The organism is Natronospirillum operosum (assembly GCF_004768465.1).
Lineage (GTDB): Bacteria > Pseudomonadota > Gammaproteobacteria > Pseudomonadales > Natronospirillaceae > Natronospirillum > Natronospirillum operosum.
In genome coordinates, this window is the sequence record NZ_SRMF01000002.1 from 16,737 (window position 1) to 33,021 (window position 16,285).

18 protein-coding genes are annotated in these 16,285 nt (G+C 63.6%); 9 read left to right on the top strand and 9 right to left on the bottom strand.

Translation table 11 applies throughout. The features are described from left to right. Positions 1 to 112 precede the first annotated feature (112 nt). Positions 113 to 400 (top strand): type II toxin-antitoxin system TacA family antitoxin, encoded by a 288-nt coding sequence (locus E4656_RS06550; RefSeq protein ID WP_135482357.1) that lies wholly within the window; start codon positions 113 to 115, stop codon positions 398 to 400. Beyond that, positions 397 to 915, top strand: coding sequence for a GNAT family N-acetyltransferase (locus E4656_RS06555; RefSeq protein WP_135482359.1), 519 nt, complete (start codon positions 397 to 399; stop codon positions 913 to 915). Before E4656_RS06550 ends, E4656_RS06555 begins: the two co-directional genes overlap by 4 nt. A 27-nt stretch (positions 916 to 942) precedes the next feature. Here the strand turns inward: E4656_RS06555 and E4656_RS06560 are convergent, their stop codons facing one another. From E4656_RS06560 to E4656_RS06585, 6 genes are all read right to left on the bottom strand, one after another. Continuing rightward, positions 943 to 1,824, bottom strand: coding sequence for a DUF7281 domain-containing protein (locus E4656_RS06560; RefSeq protein ID WP_135482361.1), 882 nt, complete (start codon positions 1,822 to 1,824; stop codon positions 943 to 945). Between the two features lie 18 nt (positions 1,825 to 1,842). Continuing rightward, positions 1,843 to 4,605 (bottom strand): hypothetical protein, encoded by a 2,763-nt coding sequence (locus E4656_RS06565; RefSeq protein WP_205849133.1) that lies wholly within the window; start codon positions 4,603 to 4,605, stop codon positions 1,843 to 1,845. Then, complete coding sequence (locus E4656_RS06570; protein WP_135482363.1) at positions 4,602 to 5,225, bottom strand: condensin complex protein MksE; 624 nt, start codon at positions 5,223 to 5,225, stop codon at positions 4,602 to 4,604. The genes E4656_RS06565 and E4656_RS06570 overlap by 4 nt, the downstream gene beginning before the upstream one ends. Further along, complete coding sequence (locus E4656_RS06575) at positions 5,222 to 6,550, bottom strand: hypothetical protein (protein ID WP_240753915.1); 1,329 nt, start codon at positions 6,548 to 6,550, stop codon at positions 5,222 to 5,224. Before E4656_RS06575 ends, E4656_RS06570 begins: the two co-directional genes overlap by 4 nt. Positions 6,551 to 6,709: 159 nt before the next feature. Continuing rightward, on the bottom strand, positions 6,710 to 7,813 hold the full coding sequence (locus E4656_RS06580; RefSeq protein ID WP_135482365.1) for an ATP-binding protein: 1,104 nt from the start codon (positions 7,811 to 7,813) through the stop codon (positions 6,710 to 6,712). 186 nt (positions 7,814 to 7,999) lie between these two features. Then, the gene (locus E4656_RS06585; RefSeq protein WP_135482367.1) at positions 8,000 to 8,749 is read right to left on the bottom strand and encodes a sulfite exporter TauE/SafE family protein; all 750 of its coding nucleotides are present in this window, start codon (positions 8,747 to 8,749) and stop codon (positions 8,000 to 8,002) included. Positions 8,750 to 8,952: 203 nt separating this feature from the next. On the opposite strand from E4656_RS06585, the gene cobG reads away from it, so the two are divergent. The 4 genes from cobG to cobJ are packed head-to-tail and all read left to right on the top strand — an operon-like array spanning position 8,953 to position 12,240. Beyond that, positions 8,953 to 10,113 carry a precorrin-3B synthase gene (cobG, locus tag E4656_RS06590; protein WP_135482369.1) on the top strand — a complete coding sequence of 387 codons (1,161 nt, stop codon included), beginning with the start codon at positions 8,953 to 8,955 and terminating at the stop codon, positions 10,111 to 10,113. Then, positions 10,113 to 10,745, top strand: a complete 633-nt coding sequence (locus tag E4656_RS06595) for a precorrin-8X methylmutase (protein ID WP_135482370.1) — start codon at positions 10,113 to 10,115, stop codon at positions 10,743 to 10,745. The genes cobG and E4656_RS06595 overlap by 1 nt, the downstream gene beginning before the upstream one ends. Then, on the top strand, positions 10,742 to 11,470 hold the full coding sequence (cobI, locus tag E4656_RS06600; protein ID WP_135482372.1) for a precorrin-2 C(20)-methyltransferase: 729 nt from the start codon (positions 10,742 to 10,744) through the stop codon (positions 11,468 to 11,470). The genes E4656_RS06595 and cobI overlap by 4 nt, the downstream gene beginning before the upstream one ends. After that, the gene (gene cobJ / locus E4656_RS06605; protein ID WP_135482373.1) at positions 11,467 to 12,240 is read left to right on the top strand and encodes a precorrin-3B C(17)-methyltransferase; all 774 of its coding nucleotides are present in this window, start codon (positions 11,467 to 11,469) and stop codon (positions 12,238 to 12,240) included. Before cobI ends, cobJ begins: the two co-directional genes overlap by 4 nt. Here cobJ and E4656_RS06610 read toward each other — a convergent pair. Then, on the bottom strand, positions 12,198 to 12,977 hold the full coding sequence (locus tag E4656_RS06610; RefSeq protein WP_240753916.1) for a cobalt-precorrin-6A reductase: 780 nt from the start codon (positions 12,975 to 12,977) through the stop codon (positions 12,198 to 12,200). The two genes, cobJ and E4656_RS06610, sit on opposite strands and share 43 nt — an antisense overlap. Between E4656_RS06610 and cbiE the strand changes: the two genes are divergently transcribed. Genes cbiE through cobF form a run of 3 tightly spaced genes read left to right on the top strand, consistent with a single transcriptional unit; the run spans position 12,964 to position 15,819 of the window. Beyond that, positions 12,964 to 14,181 (top strand): precorrin-6y C5,15-methyltransferase (decarboxylating) subunit CbiE, encoded by a 1,218-nt coding sequence (gene cbiE, locus E4656_RS06615; protein WP_135482377.1) that lies wholly within the window; start codon positions 12,964 to 12,966, stop codon positions 14,179 to 14,181. The two genes, E4656_RS06610 and cbiE, sit on opposite strands and share 14 nt — an antisense overlap. Positions 14,182 to 14,203: 22 nt before the next feature. Further along, on the top strand, positions 14,204 to 15,028 hold the full coding sequence (gene cobM, locus E4656_RS06620; protein WP_135482379.1) for a precorrin-4 C(11)-methyltransferase: 825 nt from the start codon (positions 14,204 to 14,206) through the stop codon (positions 15,026 to 15,028). Continuing rightward, positions 15,025 to 15,819, top strand: a complete 795-nt coding sequence (gene cobF, locus E4656_RS06625; protein ID WP_135482381.1) for a precorrin-6A synthase (deacetylating) — start codon at positions 15,025 to 15,027, stop codon at positions 15,817 to 15,819. Before cobM ends, cobF begins: the two co-directional genes overlap by 4 nt. On the opposite strand, the gene E4656_RS06630 is transcribed toward cobF, so the two are convergent. Both E4656_RS06630 and E4656_RS06635 read right to left on the bottom strand, forming a co-directional pair. Beyond that, positions 15,779 to 16,036: a type II toxin-antitoxin system RelE family toxin gene (locus E4656_RS06630; RefSeq protein WP_135482382.1), complete on the bottom strand. Its 258-nt coding sequence runs from the start codon at positions 16,034 to 16,036 to the stop codon at positions 15,779 to 15,781. The genes cobF and E4656_RS06630 overlap by 41 nt on opposite strands. Then, a complete protein-coding gene (locus E4656_RS06635; protein ID WP_135482384.1) occupies positions 16,026 to 16,277 on the bottom strand; it encodes a type II toxin-antitoxin system Phd/YefM family antitoxin in 252 nt (83 codons plus the stop codon). Before E4656_RS06635 ends, E4656_RS06630 begins: the two co-directional genes overlap by 11 nt. Positions 16,278 to 16,285: the final 8 nt, after the last annotated feature.

The window sequence follows — 16,285 nt, forward strand, 5'->3', positions numbered from 1 at the left end:
TCAATAGAGGCGTGACTGCCCCGAAGTTTTTCCAGGACTTATAAGTTTTACAAAGGCACCATTTTGACGTACATTTAACTTTAAGCATTCACCCTTTCGGAAGATACTGACCATGACTGCGATCAAAGATATCAAACAGGAACGCATCAACCTGCGCCTCAAACCGGAAGCCAAGGCTCTGCTGGAACGTGCCGCCAGTTTTGAAGGCAAGACGGTGAGCAGTTATATTCTGACCAGCGCCATGGCGAACGCCGAAAAAACAGTGCATGAACATGAAGCAATGCGCCTGAATGCGAAGGACTCAGAGGCCTTTCTGGAGGCCCTGTCAAAGCCAGTGCAACTGAATAAAAAGCTACTGGACGCCTTCGAAGAGCATGATCAGCGTGTAACCAGCAGATGACCTCCCGGCCGAACCTTGTCATCCAGCCACTGAATAGTGAGCACGACCGGCCGGCTTTTAATTGTGGCAATGATGCTTTGAACCGGTACATTCAGAAGCAGGCCAAACAGGATATAAGGCGGCGCGTCAGCAAGGTGTTTGTGGCCACTGAAACAGAACACCCTGCTTCTATACTGGGCTATTACACGCTATCGTCGCTCTCTATCGAACTCAGTCTGTTACCGGCAGAGGTCGCACGCAAACTGCCCCGCCACCCGATACCAGCAGCATTGCTCGGTCGGCTGGCGGTTAGCCAGACCGCCCAGGGCCAGGGAGTAGGCCGGATGTTGCTGGTTGATGCGCTCAAGAGAACGTTGGCAGTCAGCGATGACATCGCCATCTATGCAATGGTTGTCGATGCCATTGATCAGAATGCCCAGCGCTTCTACGAACAGTTTGGTTTTGTGCCTCTGGAATCACAAGATCGCCGATTGTTTCTGCCACTCAAATCTTCACTCGAACCTCTGCCCCATTAGCTCAGCCCACCCCATTCGCGTTAAGGCCTATAACCACACCGCCTCCTGCTCCAATGCCAGGCCTTGTGCTCGCATCTGCACCAGCAGTTCCATGAGTTCCGCATCCGAGCAATGCGCCCACAGATACTCTTCGGCAGCCAGCCAGGTATCCAACTGGGTTTTCCAGAGCTGGGGCTGGCCGTAGCGCTGCAGTTTCTCGGCCCACTGCGGCATCAACCAGAACTGCGGCGGCGGGTTTAGGGCTTCGTGCAGCCGACAGTAGTTGCTCAGGCCGACGCCGTCATAATCGGCGAAGAACACCAGCGCACCGCCCACCTGCAACCGCTGCAGCCAGGCCAGCAGTGCGCGGGAAAGCTGGCCCCGGTAATAGATCAGGCTGGCGGAGTCATCCGGCAGCCAGTCCGTTCGGTCAAACAGGGCCTGGTTCTCGACCAGCCAGAGCGCCCCGGGACACTGCCAGCCAGTTTCGAAGCTGACATCCAGGGCGGCAGCGCCCTGCAGCCGGGTCTGCTCGCCCAGCGCCAGTTGCCCACCCTGCTCGTTCTGCCAGCTCAGATCCGGAAGGGTCGCTTTCAGCAGTACATAGTGATGGTCATGGCCGTGCTGGCCTCCCTTGCTGTCGCGGAACTGGCCGATATGCCCGGCCCTCGCCGGCTGGTCTTCGGGGGCCGACTGGCCGTCGGACACCAGGCCATCCGGTGACAGATGCCGCCAGTGCTGCTCGACCACCGCCGGTTGCAGCACTCGATACACAGTGCCCCGCCCCGAGCGCTGCAGTGCCACGGCGCCGGTACGGCGGGCAAAGTCGTCGGCGGCCCGACGCTGGGCCGCGGTCAGGCTGGAACCGGCCAGTACGCCGTTGTCTGCCCGGCTCAGCTTGGCCAGTGCGGCGGCCAGGGCCTTGCTCATGTGACTTTCATACCTCTGTCATACCTCGGTCTCGAGCGATTCCAGAATCTGCCAGCTCTGCCGACTGATGTGGTTCCTGCCGTCTCGGTGCTGGATGGGCACGCAGTAGCGGGCCGTGGTCAGCGGTGCGGGCGAGGCAAAGATCAGCGCAAATCCGAACTCGCTGGCGGTGTCGATCAGGCTGCGCTGGTTGTGCGCATCCAGCGCCAGAGCCTCGTCCAGATAGCACAGGGTGCGCACCGGGTGTCGCTTGTCCTGCATCAGGTACAGCATGGCCAGGCCGGTCACCAGCTTGGCCATCAGCACGGTGCCGTTGGAGGCGGCGCTGTCGATGTCATCGAATTCCTCTTCCGGCTGGTCGACCTTGCCCACCACAAAAACCAGGCGGAACAGGTCAGCCACGCGCAGGCCCTGGCGGGCATTGCCTTCATCGATCAGCCGCTGCTTAGCGCGGTCCAGATCCACGTCGTCCAGCACGCTGCCGTGGTTGAACAGCTCGAAGGTGTCGCCACTGTCGACCCGCGAGGCTGTGTCGATCAGCGTCTCGATGGCTTCGACCAGTTGCGGCTCGTCCACCGGTTCGATCTTGAAGGTTTTCAGGTCCGACAGTTGGCGGTGGCCGATCAGCCGGTTGAACTCGCGCATCTTGCCCTTGAAGGCAAGCAGGCCATCGCGCAGTTCGCGCAGGCTGGCGGTGACATTGACCACGGCGCTGCGGGCCTTTTTCTCCAGCGCTTCGAACTCCTGTTCGAGCTGGTGGCTGAAGCGGATGATACGTTGCAGTTCGGTGTCGCGGTCGTCACTGAACTGGAACTTGGTCAGACCGGCGGCATGCAGCTCCGCCAGCCCGGTATGCAGCTGTCGGTCCAGATCGAGCAGGCGCCGACACCCCTGCTGGTATTCACCCAGCTTGTCGGCCAGGTCTTCCAGCGACCAGTCCGGCTCGCCGAGCCAGGGCTGATGATCCAGGTCGGCCAGATAGGTGAAGGGTTCGCCATCATCACCGCGCTGTTCCCGAATACGGGCAATCTGGCGGTGCTTGTCATCCAGTTGGTTCTGTTGCTGCCGAACTTCATAGAGCGCCTGCCGCAGTTGCTCGGCGCGGGCTTCTGACTCGCTCAGTTGCGCTTCGATCTCGGCCAGTCGCCCTCCCAGGTTCCGATGTTCGGCGTCGCGCTGTTCGGCCCCGGCGGTCAGCTCGGCCAGCCGGTCGTAACTCGCCAGATCCGCCTCGATGGCGGCCCGGTCCTTTTCCAGTTGCTGTTTCTTGCCCCTTGCCGCATCCATCGCCTCGGCGGCCTCGAGTTGTTCCGCCAGCGCCTCCTGACGCTGACGCAGGTCATCCAGTTGGCCTTGCAGCTCGGTGCGGCTCAGTTGATGGTGCTGGGCGCTCAGTTCGTCCAGCTTCAAGGTCAGCCCGGCCAGGTGCAGTTGCTCATCGCTGCTGTCGGCCAGTGTGGCCTTCAGGGTCTGTGGATCCAGTTGAAACTGATCGCTGCCCAGCGTCAGGGCGCCCCGGCTGAGCACCCGGTTCAGCCGCTGCAGTTCGGCCTCGCTCAGATGCCCGGCCAGCGTCAGGTACAGGTTGTCATCCAGATTGGCCAGGGTCTGCTGCAGGGCGGACAGTTCCTGCTGGTTGCGCTGCAGTTCACTGCGAATCGACTGGGCAGGCCGACTGCTGGCCTGATTGACCAGGGTGATCTGCGCTTCCAGCGCCTGCTGGATCGCCTGCGCCTGCTGCTCCAGCGTGCTGCGCTCGGTCACCAGCGCAAACCGGTCGGCCAGTTGCTGTTGTTCGTCAATCTGAGCCTGCAGCTCGCCCAGGCGCTGGCGGTGCTGCAGACGCTGTTCGGTCAGTTCCCGATCCTGCCGGGTCTGCTGCTTTTCCTGTTCCCGCAGTCGCTGTTCCTGCTCGGCGAACTCGCCGCTCTGCTGCTCATAATAGGCCTGCCAGTCAGCCAGGCCATGATCGATGCGGGGCCGCCAGTCCAGCAGCTTGCCGCGCAGTTCGCGGCGCTGTTCATACAGGCCTTCCAGCTCCGAGATTCGTCCTTGCTGTCTTCTCGCCGCATCGTACTGGGCGCGGTCGGCATTGACCTCGGCAAAGGCCTTGTCCCACTCCTGCTTGAAGTCGATGTTGGCATCCGGCAGGTCGCGCTTGAAGATCTGCAGCAGGTAGGCTTTGACATCCCGGGAGTTGAGCTTGTCGAGCCGCAGCGTGCGCGTCAGCACCTGGCGGAAGGCCCGTGCGTCGGACGGGTTTTCCAGCTTGAACACGGTGAAATCGGGCTCGCCCTGCGGCCGCTGGCGGCGGCCGCCATAGACCAGCTCGGCGAACTCGGTCGGGTTGTACCGATACACCAGCCGGTCACGGGAGGCCAGATGCTCGATCAACTGCGGCTGGCCCACCAGGCGGCCGTCATTCAAGCGGTAGTCCTCCACCACCAGCGGGCCCTGATAGGCAAAGTATTCGTAGTCGTGCCCCACGCCCTTGCCGACGCAGCCCAGCACCACAGTGCCGCTGTGCGGCAGGCTCACTTCCAGCAGAATATAGGCGCTGTTGTTCGGAAAGTAGAAGCGACGGGTCTTGTCGAACTCATGGGCGCCAAAGTCCATGCGCCGCTTGTCGATGATCAGCAGAAACTGCAGCGCATTGATCAGGCTGGTCTTGCCGGTATTGTTGGGTGCGATCAGGGACACCGAATCGTCCAGCGGCAGTTCCGCCCGCTGATAGCCGGCGCTGCCGAGCAGGACCAGACGCTGAAAGCCGAATTGCATCATGTCTCGTCCTCGTCCTGCGCGTTGTTGGTTTCGGCGACAGTGTCTGTGTCGACAGTGTCTTCGTCATACAGAGTATCGGCGCGCGCCTGTTCTTGGTGATGGTCGGCTAGCGCCTCGAAGTGATCCAGGTACCGACATACGGCCGGCAGCAGCCGCCAGTGGCCGCTCTCGTACTGCGCAAATCCGAAGCGGACAGCCGCATCGAGCAGGCTTTTCAGGCCTTCCAGGTCCAGGCTTTCGGCCTCCAGCAGACTCTGATGCTGTTCCATCAACTGGTGCAGAAACGCCGTGTCGAGCCGCCATTCGTCAAAGCGCAGCAATGCCTTGCCGGCATCGGCCTGGGTATCGAAGATCATCATGAACAGCAGCGCCAGCTGGCGGGTGGTCTTGCTGGTGGTGCTGCTGGCCTCTTCGGTGTGGAACCAGGCGAAGCCGCGCTCATCGAGGCGGAGCTCGTACCCCAAGGCACTGAACAGGGCCTTGTAGGCGTCGAGATTGTTGTCCAGCTCGACCCAGAGCGCCGGTTCCGCCTGTCGATTCAGATGCTTGCCGCTGTTGAACCAGCGAAACAGCTCATCCAGTGACGGCAGTTTGTCGAGATTGACCGGTGCTGAACTCATGGTGCAGACGACCCTTCCTGTTCGGCCAGCGGTTGCAGACGATGCGGATGATAGCGCACACGGACGGTCTTGAGCGGGGTATGTGTTTCATCGTCCTGCAGCAGGGCGGCCCATTGATCGTCACGCACCAGATCATGATAGAGCCGCAGGGTGACGGCATCCGGGAGCTGCGGATAGCGCTGCTGCAGCCAGTGCAGCAGGTTGTCGACCGGCAGGGCCTCCCGCAGCGCTCTTTTCAGAGCCTGCTCGTCCACCCACTCGGTCAGCGGCAGCGGGTCAGCGCTGGCTTCTTCCGGGAAGTCATGACGCACCGGTTCGAAATCCCGCGCTTCGGCCATGATGGTTTTGACCTCATCGCCGACGCTGACCCGACGCTGGCGGCTGGTGAGCCAGAGCGGCAGCCGGGAATCCAGGCCCGGACTGCGCAGGGCGCGGCGCAGCCCCTGTTTGCGTACCAGTCCAAGCAGGGCGCTGACCGCCGTGGTCAGTTGATTGTGCTGCCGTGCCTCTTCACGCAGCGGCAGCAGAGTTTCCGCGCACTGCTGGGCGACCAGCCGCCCCATGCGGCGCAGCTCCTTGGCCTGATAGGCCACCTGGCGCAACTGCAGGCGATGGCTGTAGAGCGCACCGCGTACCGAGAGCTGTTCCGTGGCCTGGTCCAGCGCCCGCTCTGCTGCTTCCAGATGCGGATAGAAGGTGCCGCCCAGGCCACTGTCCATCATCTCGTTCATGGGTTCGACATACTGGTCATAGGCTTCCAGCACGGCACGGTAGCGTTTGGCCAGCGGCATGGCGGCGTCCTTCGCCTTGGCCTGCTCGGCCAGTTCCATGATGGCATGCCGGTCCTGATCCAGTTGCTGGCTGATCTGGCGAAACAGTTCCGACAACTGGGTGGCCGCCTGGCGCAGGCGGTCATTGTCCTGCGCCTCCAGTCCCTGCTGCAATGACTCGGTGGCCGAGCGAATCGCCTCCACCCGGGCCTTGAGCACCGACGACAGGCCCAGTTCATGCTCCCGTGTCAGGCCGCGGGCGAACTCCAGCACCAGCGGGTTCAGCTGCAGACTGTTGCTGCGGCTCAGCCATTGCAGCACATCCGCATTGCACAGGCTGCGCAACTGGGCGCCTTTCTCCTGCTCGTCGGCATCGGGAGAAAACCGACCGATCAGCGCCAGCACCTGCTCTTCTTCAAAGGAAGGCAGCGTGCGCGAGTGGCGCGTCAGATGCTCGATCAGGTCCCAGTGCCGGTGCAACTGAAACAGCAGTGACTTGGGTGTAGCCATGGCCGGGCGGTTGTCCAGTTCCGAGGCGAAGATCCATTGTGGCAAAATAAGGTGCCGCTGAACAATTTGCCGCGTTTTCCGGCGAGCGGCTACCGAATCACGACGTCAGGCGGGTTGCCTCGGCGTACTCGGCCAGGAGACTGACCGTTCCAGATCAGCGAACCCCCGGTGCCAATAAAGCTCAAAGGACATGACCATTGCCTCTCACTCAGGACGCCCATCAACGGTGCCAAATTCGTTGATCAGCCAGTCGTGCATTTCCGGATCTTCGATGACGTACTGGCCGTGGCCAATGTTCGACACCAAACCGTCGCGGCGCAGGCGACGCAATGCATGCTGGATCTGGTAATCGGCCACATGCTCCTGGCCCAGTTCTTTTGCCAGAAGCTGTTTGTTGCTGTCGGAATAGAGTGCGGCCGACCGATTCCGGGCAATGCGCAGGAGAAGGGTTCGCTCGATCAGAGCGAGACCGTCATATACAGACGCAGCATCGGATTCGTCCGCCATCTGCTGAAGGAACTCTTGCGCCGCAACCTTGATGTCATTTCGTCCTGCCGCCTTCATCGCCTGCAACAAATTGTGGAAGTGGGCCGGGACCCGTCGCAAACCATGGAAGACCTCAATAGCATCTTCCTCGTCGATCGCCGGCGAACCGGACTGTTCGAAGACAGCCAGCATGTGACGCACGAACTCCGAGTCCAGGTCGGGCAATGTGAGTGTATTGGCCGCACTGAAAAGCGGGGCGTTGCGGCGGCGAAACAGGGACAGCAACTGATCGCGACTGGATCCGGTGAACAGGGCGTATACCCGCCCTTTATACTCGTCGAGGACAGTGCGCAACATGTAGAGATAGGGTTCAAACGCAGGTCTCGTAGCCAGGTGCTGCACTTCATCAAGCAACAGCAACACTGGAGAGTCGCTCTTCTGATCCAGATAGGCTCGCAGTGCCTGACTGACCGTAACTGCGTGCGTTTCCGTGTCGCGTTCATGACTGACATTGCGGCTGCCACCGGTGCCAGCAACGCTGATACTGTGGCTGCTGGACATCTGTCGTTCAGTGGCACCGATAGCGCGCAGGATGGAGTCCCCGGGAGAATCGACGGCATCCCAGAACGACACATAGACGACGGTGAAACCAGCCTCTTCCGCAAGTGGAGTGAGATCCTGTCGGACCAGTTCCGTTTTGCCCATTCGACGCGGAGCAAACAGGGCCTGCACCTGTGTCAGCCCGCTTGCAAACGGACCCAGAAGGCCCTGAGCAACTGCAGTACGAGGATAGTGCCAGGGGATTTGAGAGCGGAGCTGCATAACGATTAGTCCATAATTAGCACGTATTTTTGCTAATTATCATACCACAACTCTAAATTTCTGTTAATTGTCCTGAAGACGCCTACCGGTCCCTGATCAAGGTTTGGCTGGCCGAGGGCGTGCACGAAAACCGTCGCTAAACTTCCGGTCGCACCCTGACAGCAGAGTGGCAGCAACCCGGACAGTTCAAAAGAACTGACTGATACCCACATACAGCAGCCGCAGCGCCAGGAGGGTGAGCACCAGCTTGAGCAGGCGCTGGGCGATGTGCAGCGGCACGCGTTCCAGAAACACCTTGCCGGTGAGGGTGCCGAGAAAGCCGGTGGCGATCATCAGGGCAATCAGCAGCCACCACTGGGCGAAGGCAAAGCCCAGCAGTGCGAAGATGATGGCGCGCACCGCCTGCTGGGACACATTGATGGCGGCTACGGTGGCCATGACGCCGCGCCGGTCCGAGAACAGGTCCTTGAGTACCACATAGACGAACGGCCCGGTGCCGCTGATGAACATGCCGAGAAAGCTGGTGACCCCGCCCAGCAGCGCCATGGAGCTGCGCCCGGATGACAGCTTGAAAATCGGCAGCCAGGCCGAGTAGAGGATAAAAACCCCCATGGCGGTCTGAATCACGGCCGCTGGTACGGAGATCACCAACTGGCCACCAGCCAGCGCTCCGACCACGCCGCCGAGGCTGAACCAGAGCAGGATGCGCCAGTCCGCAAAGCCGCGCAGGGTGAGCAGGCGCCCGAAGTTGGAACCGAACTGCACCACCGTGTGCACCGGCACCACGGACAGCGCCGGCAGCAGATTGGCCATGATGGCCAGCAGCGTGACGCCGCCGCCAATGCCCAGGGCCGCAGTCAGCGCCGAAGTGAAATAGCTGCACACCACCAGCAGCCAGAAGGCCCAGTCGGCCACAGCCTCCGGCTGCCACTGCATGATCCAGTCGACAATCGTAACGGCGATATCTCCTGCGTATAGCGTACAAATAGAAAGGAATCGGAGCGCTCCATGGTACTGGAAAGCCTGCACACCGTCAGCCGGCAGGGTTTTGTCGCCAGCAGACTTGGGCCTGTGGCGCTGCCGTGCGAAAATCCACTCTGAACCGCAACCACGAACCCGATTCCATGAGCCCAGACCCCATGAGGAGAGCGAGAGCGCCCACAGTCCAGGGCTGGTGCCCCGGCGCCCTGCGCCCGATGACCTCGGGGGACGGGCTGGTGGTGCGTGTGCGCCCGAACCGGGCCCGGCTGACCCGCAAGCAGGCGCTGGGGCTGTGCATTCTGGCCAAGCACCACGGGATCGGGCTGCTGGATCTGACCAACCGGGCCAACCTGCAGATACGAGGGGTCAGCGAGGCCGCGCTTGAGCCGCTGCAGCAGCGCCTGGCCGAGCTGGAACTTCTGGACGACTCACCCGAACAGGAACAGCGCCGCAATATACTGGCAGCGCCGGACTGGAAACCCGGTGATGACACGGATCGGCTCGCCCGGGGGCTGCAGGAGCGCCTGCACGAACTGCCCGAGCTGCCGGCCAAGGTCGGTTTTGCCATTGATGCCGGTGCGGCGCCTATGCTGAGTGAAGACTCGGCCGATTTTCGGCTGGAACGCGGCACCTCAGGGCGTCTGCTGCTGCGTGCCGACGGGCGCCCCTATGGCATGCCGCTGGACACCATCGAAACAGCCATCAGCACGCTGATCCGGCTCACGCACTGGTTTGCCGACAGTGGCGGCATCGAATCCCGCCGCATGCGTCATCATCAGATGCCGTTGCCAGGCTGGTTCACCGCCACGGAAACCGCACAGCCCGCGCGTCCCAAACTGCAGCCCGGCCAGCATGCACTGGGGCTGATTGCCGGCCTGCCCTTCGGGCAGATCGAGGCCGAGGCCCTGCTGCAGGTGCTGAAAACCACTTCGGTTCAGGGCCTGCGACTGACCCCCTGGCGCTGTCTGCTGCTGGAGGGCATGGATCAGTTGCCTGCCCTGCCCGGCCGCGAGTTCCCGGCGTTTCTGACCGAGCCCAATGACCCCTTGCTGCGCGTCCAGGCCTGTGCCGGGGCGCCGGGCTGCAGCCAGGCCACGGTGGCCACCCGCACGCTGGCCGCCCGTCTGGCGCCCCGGGTTCGGGGCACCTTGCATGTGTCCGGCTGTGCCAAGGGCTGCGCCTGTCCCAACGCGACAGACTTTTGCCTGACCGGCCGCGAGGGCCAATATGATCTTGCCTTTCAGGCGCGGGCAGGCGATCCTCCGCACCGCTCAGCCCAGTCTGAAGCCGAGGTACTGAAGTTTTTCGGAGACGCCTGATGCCCTATTCGTACGAGACCGACGGCGCGTCGATCTACCGTGAGTCTTTCGCCATCATCCGCCGTGAAGCCGACCTGGCGCGGTTTACGGCGGAAGAAGAGCCCGTGGCCGTGCGCATGATCCATTCTGCGGGCATGGTCGAGCTGGCCCCGCATATTCTGTTCAGCCCGGACTTCGCGACCAGTGCGCGTGCCGCGCTGTCCGACGGTGCACCGATCCTGTGCGATGCGCGCATGGTGGCGCAAGGCATCACGCCGGCCCGGCTGCCGGCCGACAACCCCATCATCTGCACCCTGCACGACGCCCCGGTACGCGACATGGCCCGTGAGATGGGCACCACCCGCTCTGCCGCCGCGCTGGAACTCTGGCGTCCGTATCTGGCCGGCGCCGTCGTCGCCATCGGCAATGCACCGACGGCGCTGTTTCATCTGCTCACCATGCTGGAAGACCCGACCTGCCCGCGCCCGGCGGCCATTCTGGGCTGCCCGGTGGGGTTTGTCGGCGCCGCCGAATCGAAGGAAGCCCTGTGGCACGCCGCCCCGGTACCCTGCGCCATAGTGCGCGGCCGGCTGGGTGGCAGTGCCATTACCGTGGGCGCGCTGAATGCGCTGGCCAGCAGGAGTGAGACATGACGCAGCCCGGTCGCATTTATGGCGTCGGCCTGGGGCCGGGCGCCCAGGACCTGATGAGCGTGCGCGCCCACCGGCTGCTGACCAGTGCGCGCCATGTGGCCTTTTTCCGCAAGGCCGGGCGCATGGGTCAGGCCCGTCGCATCGCCGGTGACCTGCTGCCCGAAACGGCACAGGAACTGCCGATGGAATACCCGGTGACGACGGAGATTCCGTTTACCGACCCGCGCTACAACGACTGCCTGGCCGAATTCTACAGCGAGTGCATCGAGCGCTTACTGGCCATCGCCGAATCCGGCGAGGATGTGGTGGTGCTGTGCGAAGGCGACCCGTTCTTCTACGGCTCCTTCATGCACCTCTACACCCGCCTGCAGGATCGCGTGCCGGTCGAGGTGGTGCCGGGCATCACCGGCATGTCCGGCGCCTGGACGGCCACCGGCCAGCCGGTGACCTGGGGCGATGACATCCTGACCGTGCTGATGGCCACGCTGCCGGAAGCAGAGTTGACCCGCCGCATCCGCGAAACCGATGCTGCGGTGGTGATGAAGATCGGCCGCAACCTGAGCCGCCTGCGCCGCGCCGTGAGCGAAGCCGGACGCCTGACCGATGCCTGGCTGGTGGAATACGCCGCCATGCCGGAACAGCGCGTGCGACCGCTGGCCGAGGTGGGCGACACCGCGCCCTACTTCTCGACCCTGGTCATACACGGTAACGGGAGACGGCCATGAGCGGCTGGATCGCGGTTGCCGGCCTGGGCCCGGGCGCGCCGGAGCTGATCACGCCCGAGGTGGCGGCCGCGCTGGCGGCGGCCACGGATGTGGTCGGCTACAACACCTATGTGGACCGGGTGCCACCCCGGCCCGGCCTGACCCTGCACGCCTCGGACAACCGGGTGGAATACGAGCGCTCCTGTCAGGCGCTGGAGCTGGCGGCCAGTGGCAAGCAGGTGGTGGTGGTGTCCTCGGGTGATCCCGGGGTGTTCGCCATGGCGGCCGCCGTGTTCGAAGCGCTGGAAGAAGGCCCGGCTGCATGGCGCGCGCTGGATGTGCGCATCCTGCCGGGCATTACCGCCATGCTGGCAGCCAGTGCCGAGGCCGGCGCGCCGCTGGGGCATGATTTCTGCTGCATCAATCTGTCCGACAATCTCAAGCCCTGGTCGCTGATCGAGCACCGGCTGCGCCATGCGGCGGCGGGTGATTTTGCCATGGCGTTTTATAACCCGCGCTCCAAGTCACGCCCGGAGGGCTTTGCCAAGGCACTGGAATGCCTGCGCGAGACCTGTGGTGACGACCGGCTGATTCTGTTTGCGCGCGCTGTGTCGTCCGACGAACAGCAGATCCAGGTCAGCACGCTGGGTGAGGCACATCCCGAAATGGCCGACATGCGCACCCTGGTGATTGTGGGTTCCAGCCAGACCCGGCTGATCGAACGCCCGGAAGGCCGCCAGCCCTGGGTCTATACGCCCCGCTCAGCTTCAGGAGAGCGCTCAGACTCATGAGCCAGCCAGTCGAGAACTGCCTCCACGCTGTGCACTTCGGCGCGCGGCGGCACCTGCGGCCGGTCGATCATCAGCACTGGCAGGCCCAGTTGCCGCGCTGCCGTCAGTTTGGCGCGCGCGCCTTCGCCGCCGGCATTCTTGCTCACCACCCGATCAATGCGGTATTGCTCCAGCAGGGCACGGTCGGATTCTTCGGTAAAAGGCCCGCGATCAATGATCAGGCTGTAGTCGGGCACCGGCAGGAGCTCGGTCGGTTCTTCGACAAAGCGCAACAGATAGTGATGCTGTGGCTGAGCAGCAAAGAGCGGCAACTGCAACCGCCCCAGGGCCAGCATGATGCGCTCGGGCGGGCCACTCAGCGCTGCCACGGCGGCGGCCATATCGGGCACCGTCTGCCAGTGGTCGCCGGCCTCCGGCGTCCAGGGCGGACGGGTAAACGCCAGCAGCGGCACCCCCGCCTGTTCGGCCGCGCGTACGGCATGGGTGCTGATCTGGCCGGCAAAAGGATGCGTGGCGTCGATCAAGTGAGTAATCTGGTGGTCACGCAGGTAGCGCACCAGGCCGTCGACACCGCCAAAACCACCGACCCGGGTCGGCAGCGGCTGCGGCGCCAGGGCTTTCACCCGGCCGGCATAGCTGAAGGTGGCCGGCCAGCCCCGGTCGGCCAGCACCCGCGCCAGGGCCGTGGCTTCGCTGCTGCCACCGAGAAGCAGAATATTGATCATGGGTGTTGTCATGAATAACGAGTCGCCCTGGCTCACCATCATTGGATGGGGCGAGAATGGCACAGCCGGGCTGACACCGGCAAGCCGAACCGTGCTGGAACAGGCCGAGTTCATTTTCGGGGCCGAGCGGCATCTGGCGGTATTGCCCGAGGGCCTGAACGCCACCGTGAAAACCTGGCCGGTGCCCTTTGCCGATGGCATCCCGGAGCTGCTGGCCCATCGTGGTCAGACAGTCGTCATGCTGGCCTCGCAGGACCCGTTCTGGTTCGGCGCCGGCACGGTAATGACCGAACAGCTGACACCCGGCGAGTGGACTGCCCTGCCCCTGCCCTCCACCTTCAGTCTGGCTGCGGCACGGCTGGGCTGGGCCCTGGAACAGACGGTCTGTCTGGGCCTGCATGCCGCACCGCTGACGCGACTGCGCCCGCATCTGGCGTCGGGCCAGCGTCTATTGGTTCTGCTGCGCAACGGCGACGCCGTGGCGGATCTGGCGCGCTGGCTCAATGACATCGGCTTTGGCGCCACCGAACTGACCATACTGGAAGCCCTGGGCGGCGAACGCGAACGAATACGCTCCTGTCACGCGGCAGACTATGGCTTGGGCGATGTGCAGCATCCGGTCGCCGTGGCACTGAACGTCAGCGGTGATGGCCCGGTGATCACCGGCGCCGGCGGCCTGGACGATGATCTGTTCGAGCATGACGGCCAGCTCACCAAGCGCCCGGTGCGCGCGCTGACGCTCTCCGCGCTGGCACCCCGACCCGGCGAACGGCTGTGGGACATCGGTACCGGTTCCGGCTCCATCGCCATTGAATGGCTGCTGGCCCACCCGGCCAACCAGGCCATCGGCTTCGAAATGGATGCCGACCGGCTCGCCCGCGCCCGCCGCAATGCCGACGCCCTGGGTGTGGACCGGCTGCAATTGGTCGCGGGGTCAGCCCCGGCAGTGCTCGCCGATCAGCCCGTGCCGAATGCCGTCTTTGTCGGCGGCGGCCTGTCGGAAGAGCTGCTGCACGCCCTGACCGAACAGCTGCCCGCCGGTACCCGTCTGGTGGCCAATGCCGTCACGCTGGAATCCGAAGCATTGCTGACCCGCTGGCAGGCGCTGCGCGGCGGCGAGCTGCTGCGCGTTGAGCTGGCCAGCGCAGAGCCGCTCGGGCAGCGCCGGGGCTGGCGGGCCCGCTATCCCATCGTACAATGGCAGACCGTTTTATGAGTGTGCGCGCAGGAGATCGGACATGACGGTTCATTTCATCGGTGCCGGCCCAGGCGCGCCAGACCTGCTGACTCTGCGCGGGCGCGACCGCATCGCCGCCTGCCCGGTCTGCCTCTATGCCGGCTCGCTGGTACCGGAGGCGATTCTGGACCACTGCCCACCCGGGGCGCGCATCGTCAACACGGCGCCCATGTCACTGGACGACATCATGGCCGAGATCTCGCAGGCCCACACAGAAGGCAAGGACATCGCACGCCTGCACTCGGGTGATCTCTCGGTCTGGTCGGCGCTGGGTGAGCAACTGCGCCGCCTGCGCCAGTTGGACATTCCCTACACCATTACGCCCGGCGTACCGGCCTTCGCTGCCGCTGCGGCAACGCTCGGCACCGAGCTGACGCTGCCCGGCGTGGCGCAGTCGGTGGTGCTGACGCGCACCCCGGGGCGCGCCAGTGCCATGCCACCCAACGAGACGCTGAGCAACTTTGCTGCCACCGGCGCGACACTGGCGATTCATCTGTCTATCCACAATCTCAAGCAGGTGGTGGCCGACCTGGTGCCGCACTATGGCGCCGACTGCCCGACGGCGGTGGTCTGGCGCGCCAGCTGGCCGGACGAACGAGTGGTGCGGGCCAGCCTGAGCGAGATCGAGCAGGCCGTGGGCGAGAGCATGACGCGCACCGCACTGATTCTGGTTGGCCCGGCGCTGGCCGCCGAAGACTTCGATGAAAGCAGCCTCTATGCACTGGGCTATGACCGCCGGTTCCGGCCCCAGTCCGCCGACTCGCCGTTTGCCAGCACTGCGCCAGACAATGACAGTGACGAACAAGCCGCGGAGCGTGATACATGATCCACCTCTGTCTGATCGGTATTGGCACCGGCAACCCGGACCATGTCACCCGGGAAGGCGAGCGGCGGCTGAACGAAGCCGACCTGATTCTGCTCCCGCGCAAGGGGGACGCCAAGAGCGACCTGGTGGATCTGCGGCGCACCCTGTGTGACCAGTTGCTGACCAGAGACAGCCCGACCAAGGTGGTGGAGTTCGACCTGCCGCAGAGAGAGGAAAAAGAGAAAAGCGCTGAGAAAGGCTCGGAAAAAGCCACCTACCTGGAGGTAGTCGAAGACTGGCACGACACCATCGCCGCCCGCTGGGGCGAGCTGATCGACCAACACCTGCCACAGGGTGGGCGCGTGGCCCTGATGATCTGGGGCGACCCTTCACTCTATGACAGCAGCCTGCGCATCGCCGACCGGCTCGAACGCGCCGGTCGCAAGATGAAACTCGAGGTGGTGCCCGGCATCACCAGTTTGCAGGCACTTACTGCGGCACACCGCATACCGCTCAACCGCCTCGCCGAGCCCGTTGTTATCACCACCGGCCGCCGCCTGCGCGACCACGGCTGGCCGCAAGGCGCCGACACCCTCGTCGTCATGCTCGACAGCGGCGGCGCCTTCGAAGTGCTGAACGCAGAGCACTACCACATCTGGTGGGGTGCCTACCTCGGCATGCCCCACCAGCACCTGATCGAAGGCCCGCTCAAAGAAGTCGGCAGCGACATCCTGCGCGAACGCGCCCGCCTGCGCGAACAGCATGGGTGGATTATGGATACTTATCTGTTGCGGCGGCAGCCAAGACTATGACAATCAGCTCATCGTCGACCACTTCGTAAGCCAGCCGATAACCTGCTGACCTCAGCTTGATCTTGTAAACGGATTCGTAGCCGCTCAACTTGTCAGCGGGCACTCTGGGGTTGTCTAGTCTTGCCGCCAGCTTCTTCTTGAACTGGCTCTTTACCGGGCCACTCAGTTTTTGCCATTCCTTCAGGGCGACTGGCAGGAACTTGAGCTTATAGGTCATCAAGAGACACCGACACGGCCTGCTCCTTGTCGGCCAGGCGCTCTTCAACGAGCTTCGCAAGCTCGTAGTCCTCGATCAGGTCCATCAGAGCCTCATAGGTCTCCGCCGGAATCAGGTAGGCAGCAGGCCGGTTGTGGTTCAGAACTGCAATGGGTGATCCACTGGCCTGCGCCAGCAGGGCGGAAGGATTTTTTTTCAATTCCGAGATACTGACGGAAAAATCTGCATGAACCTGACGCATGGAGCCCC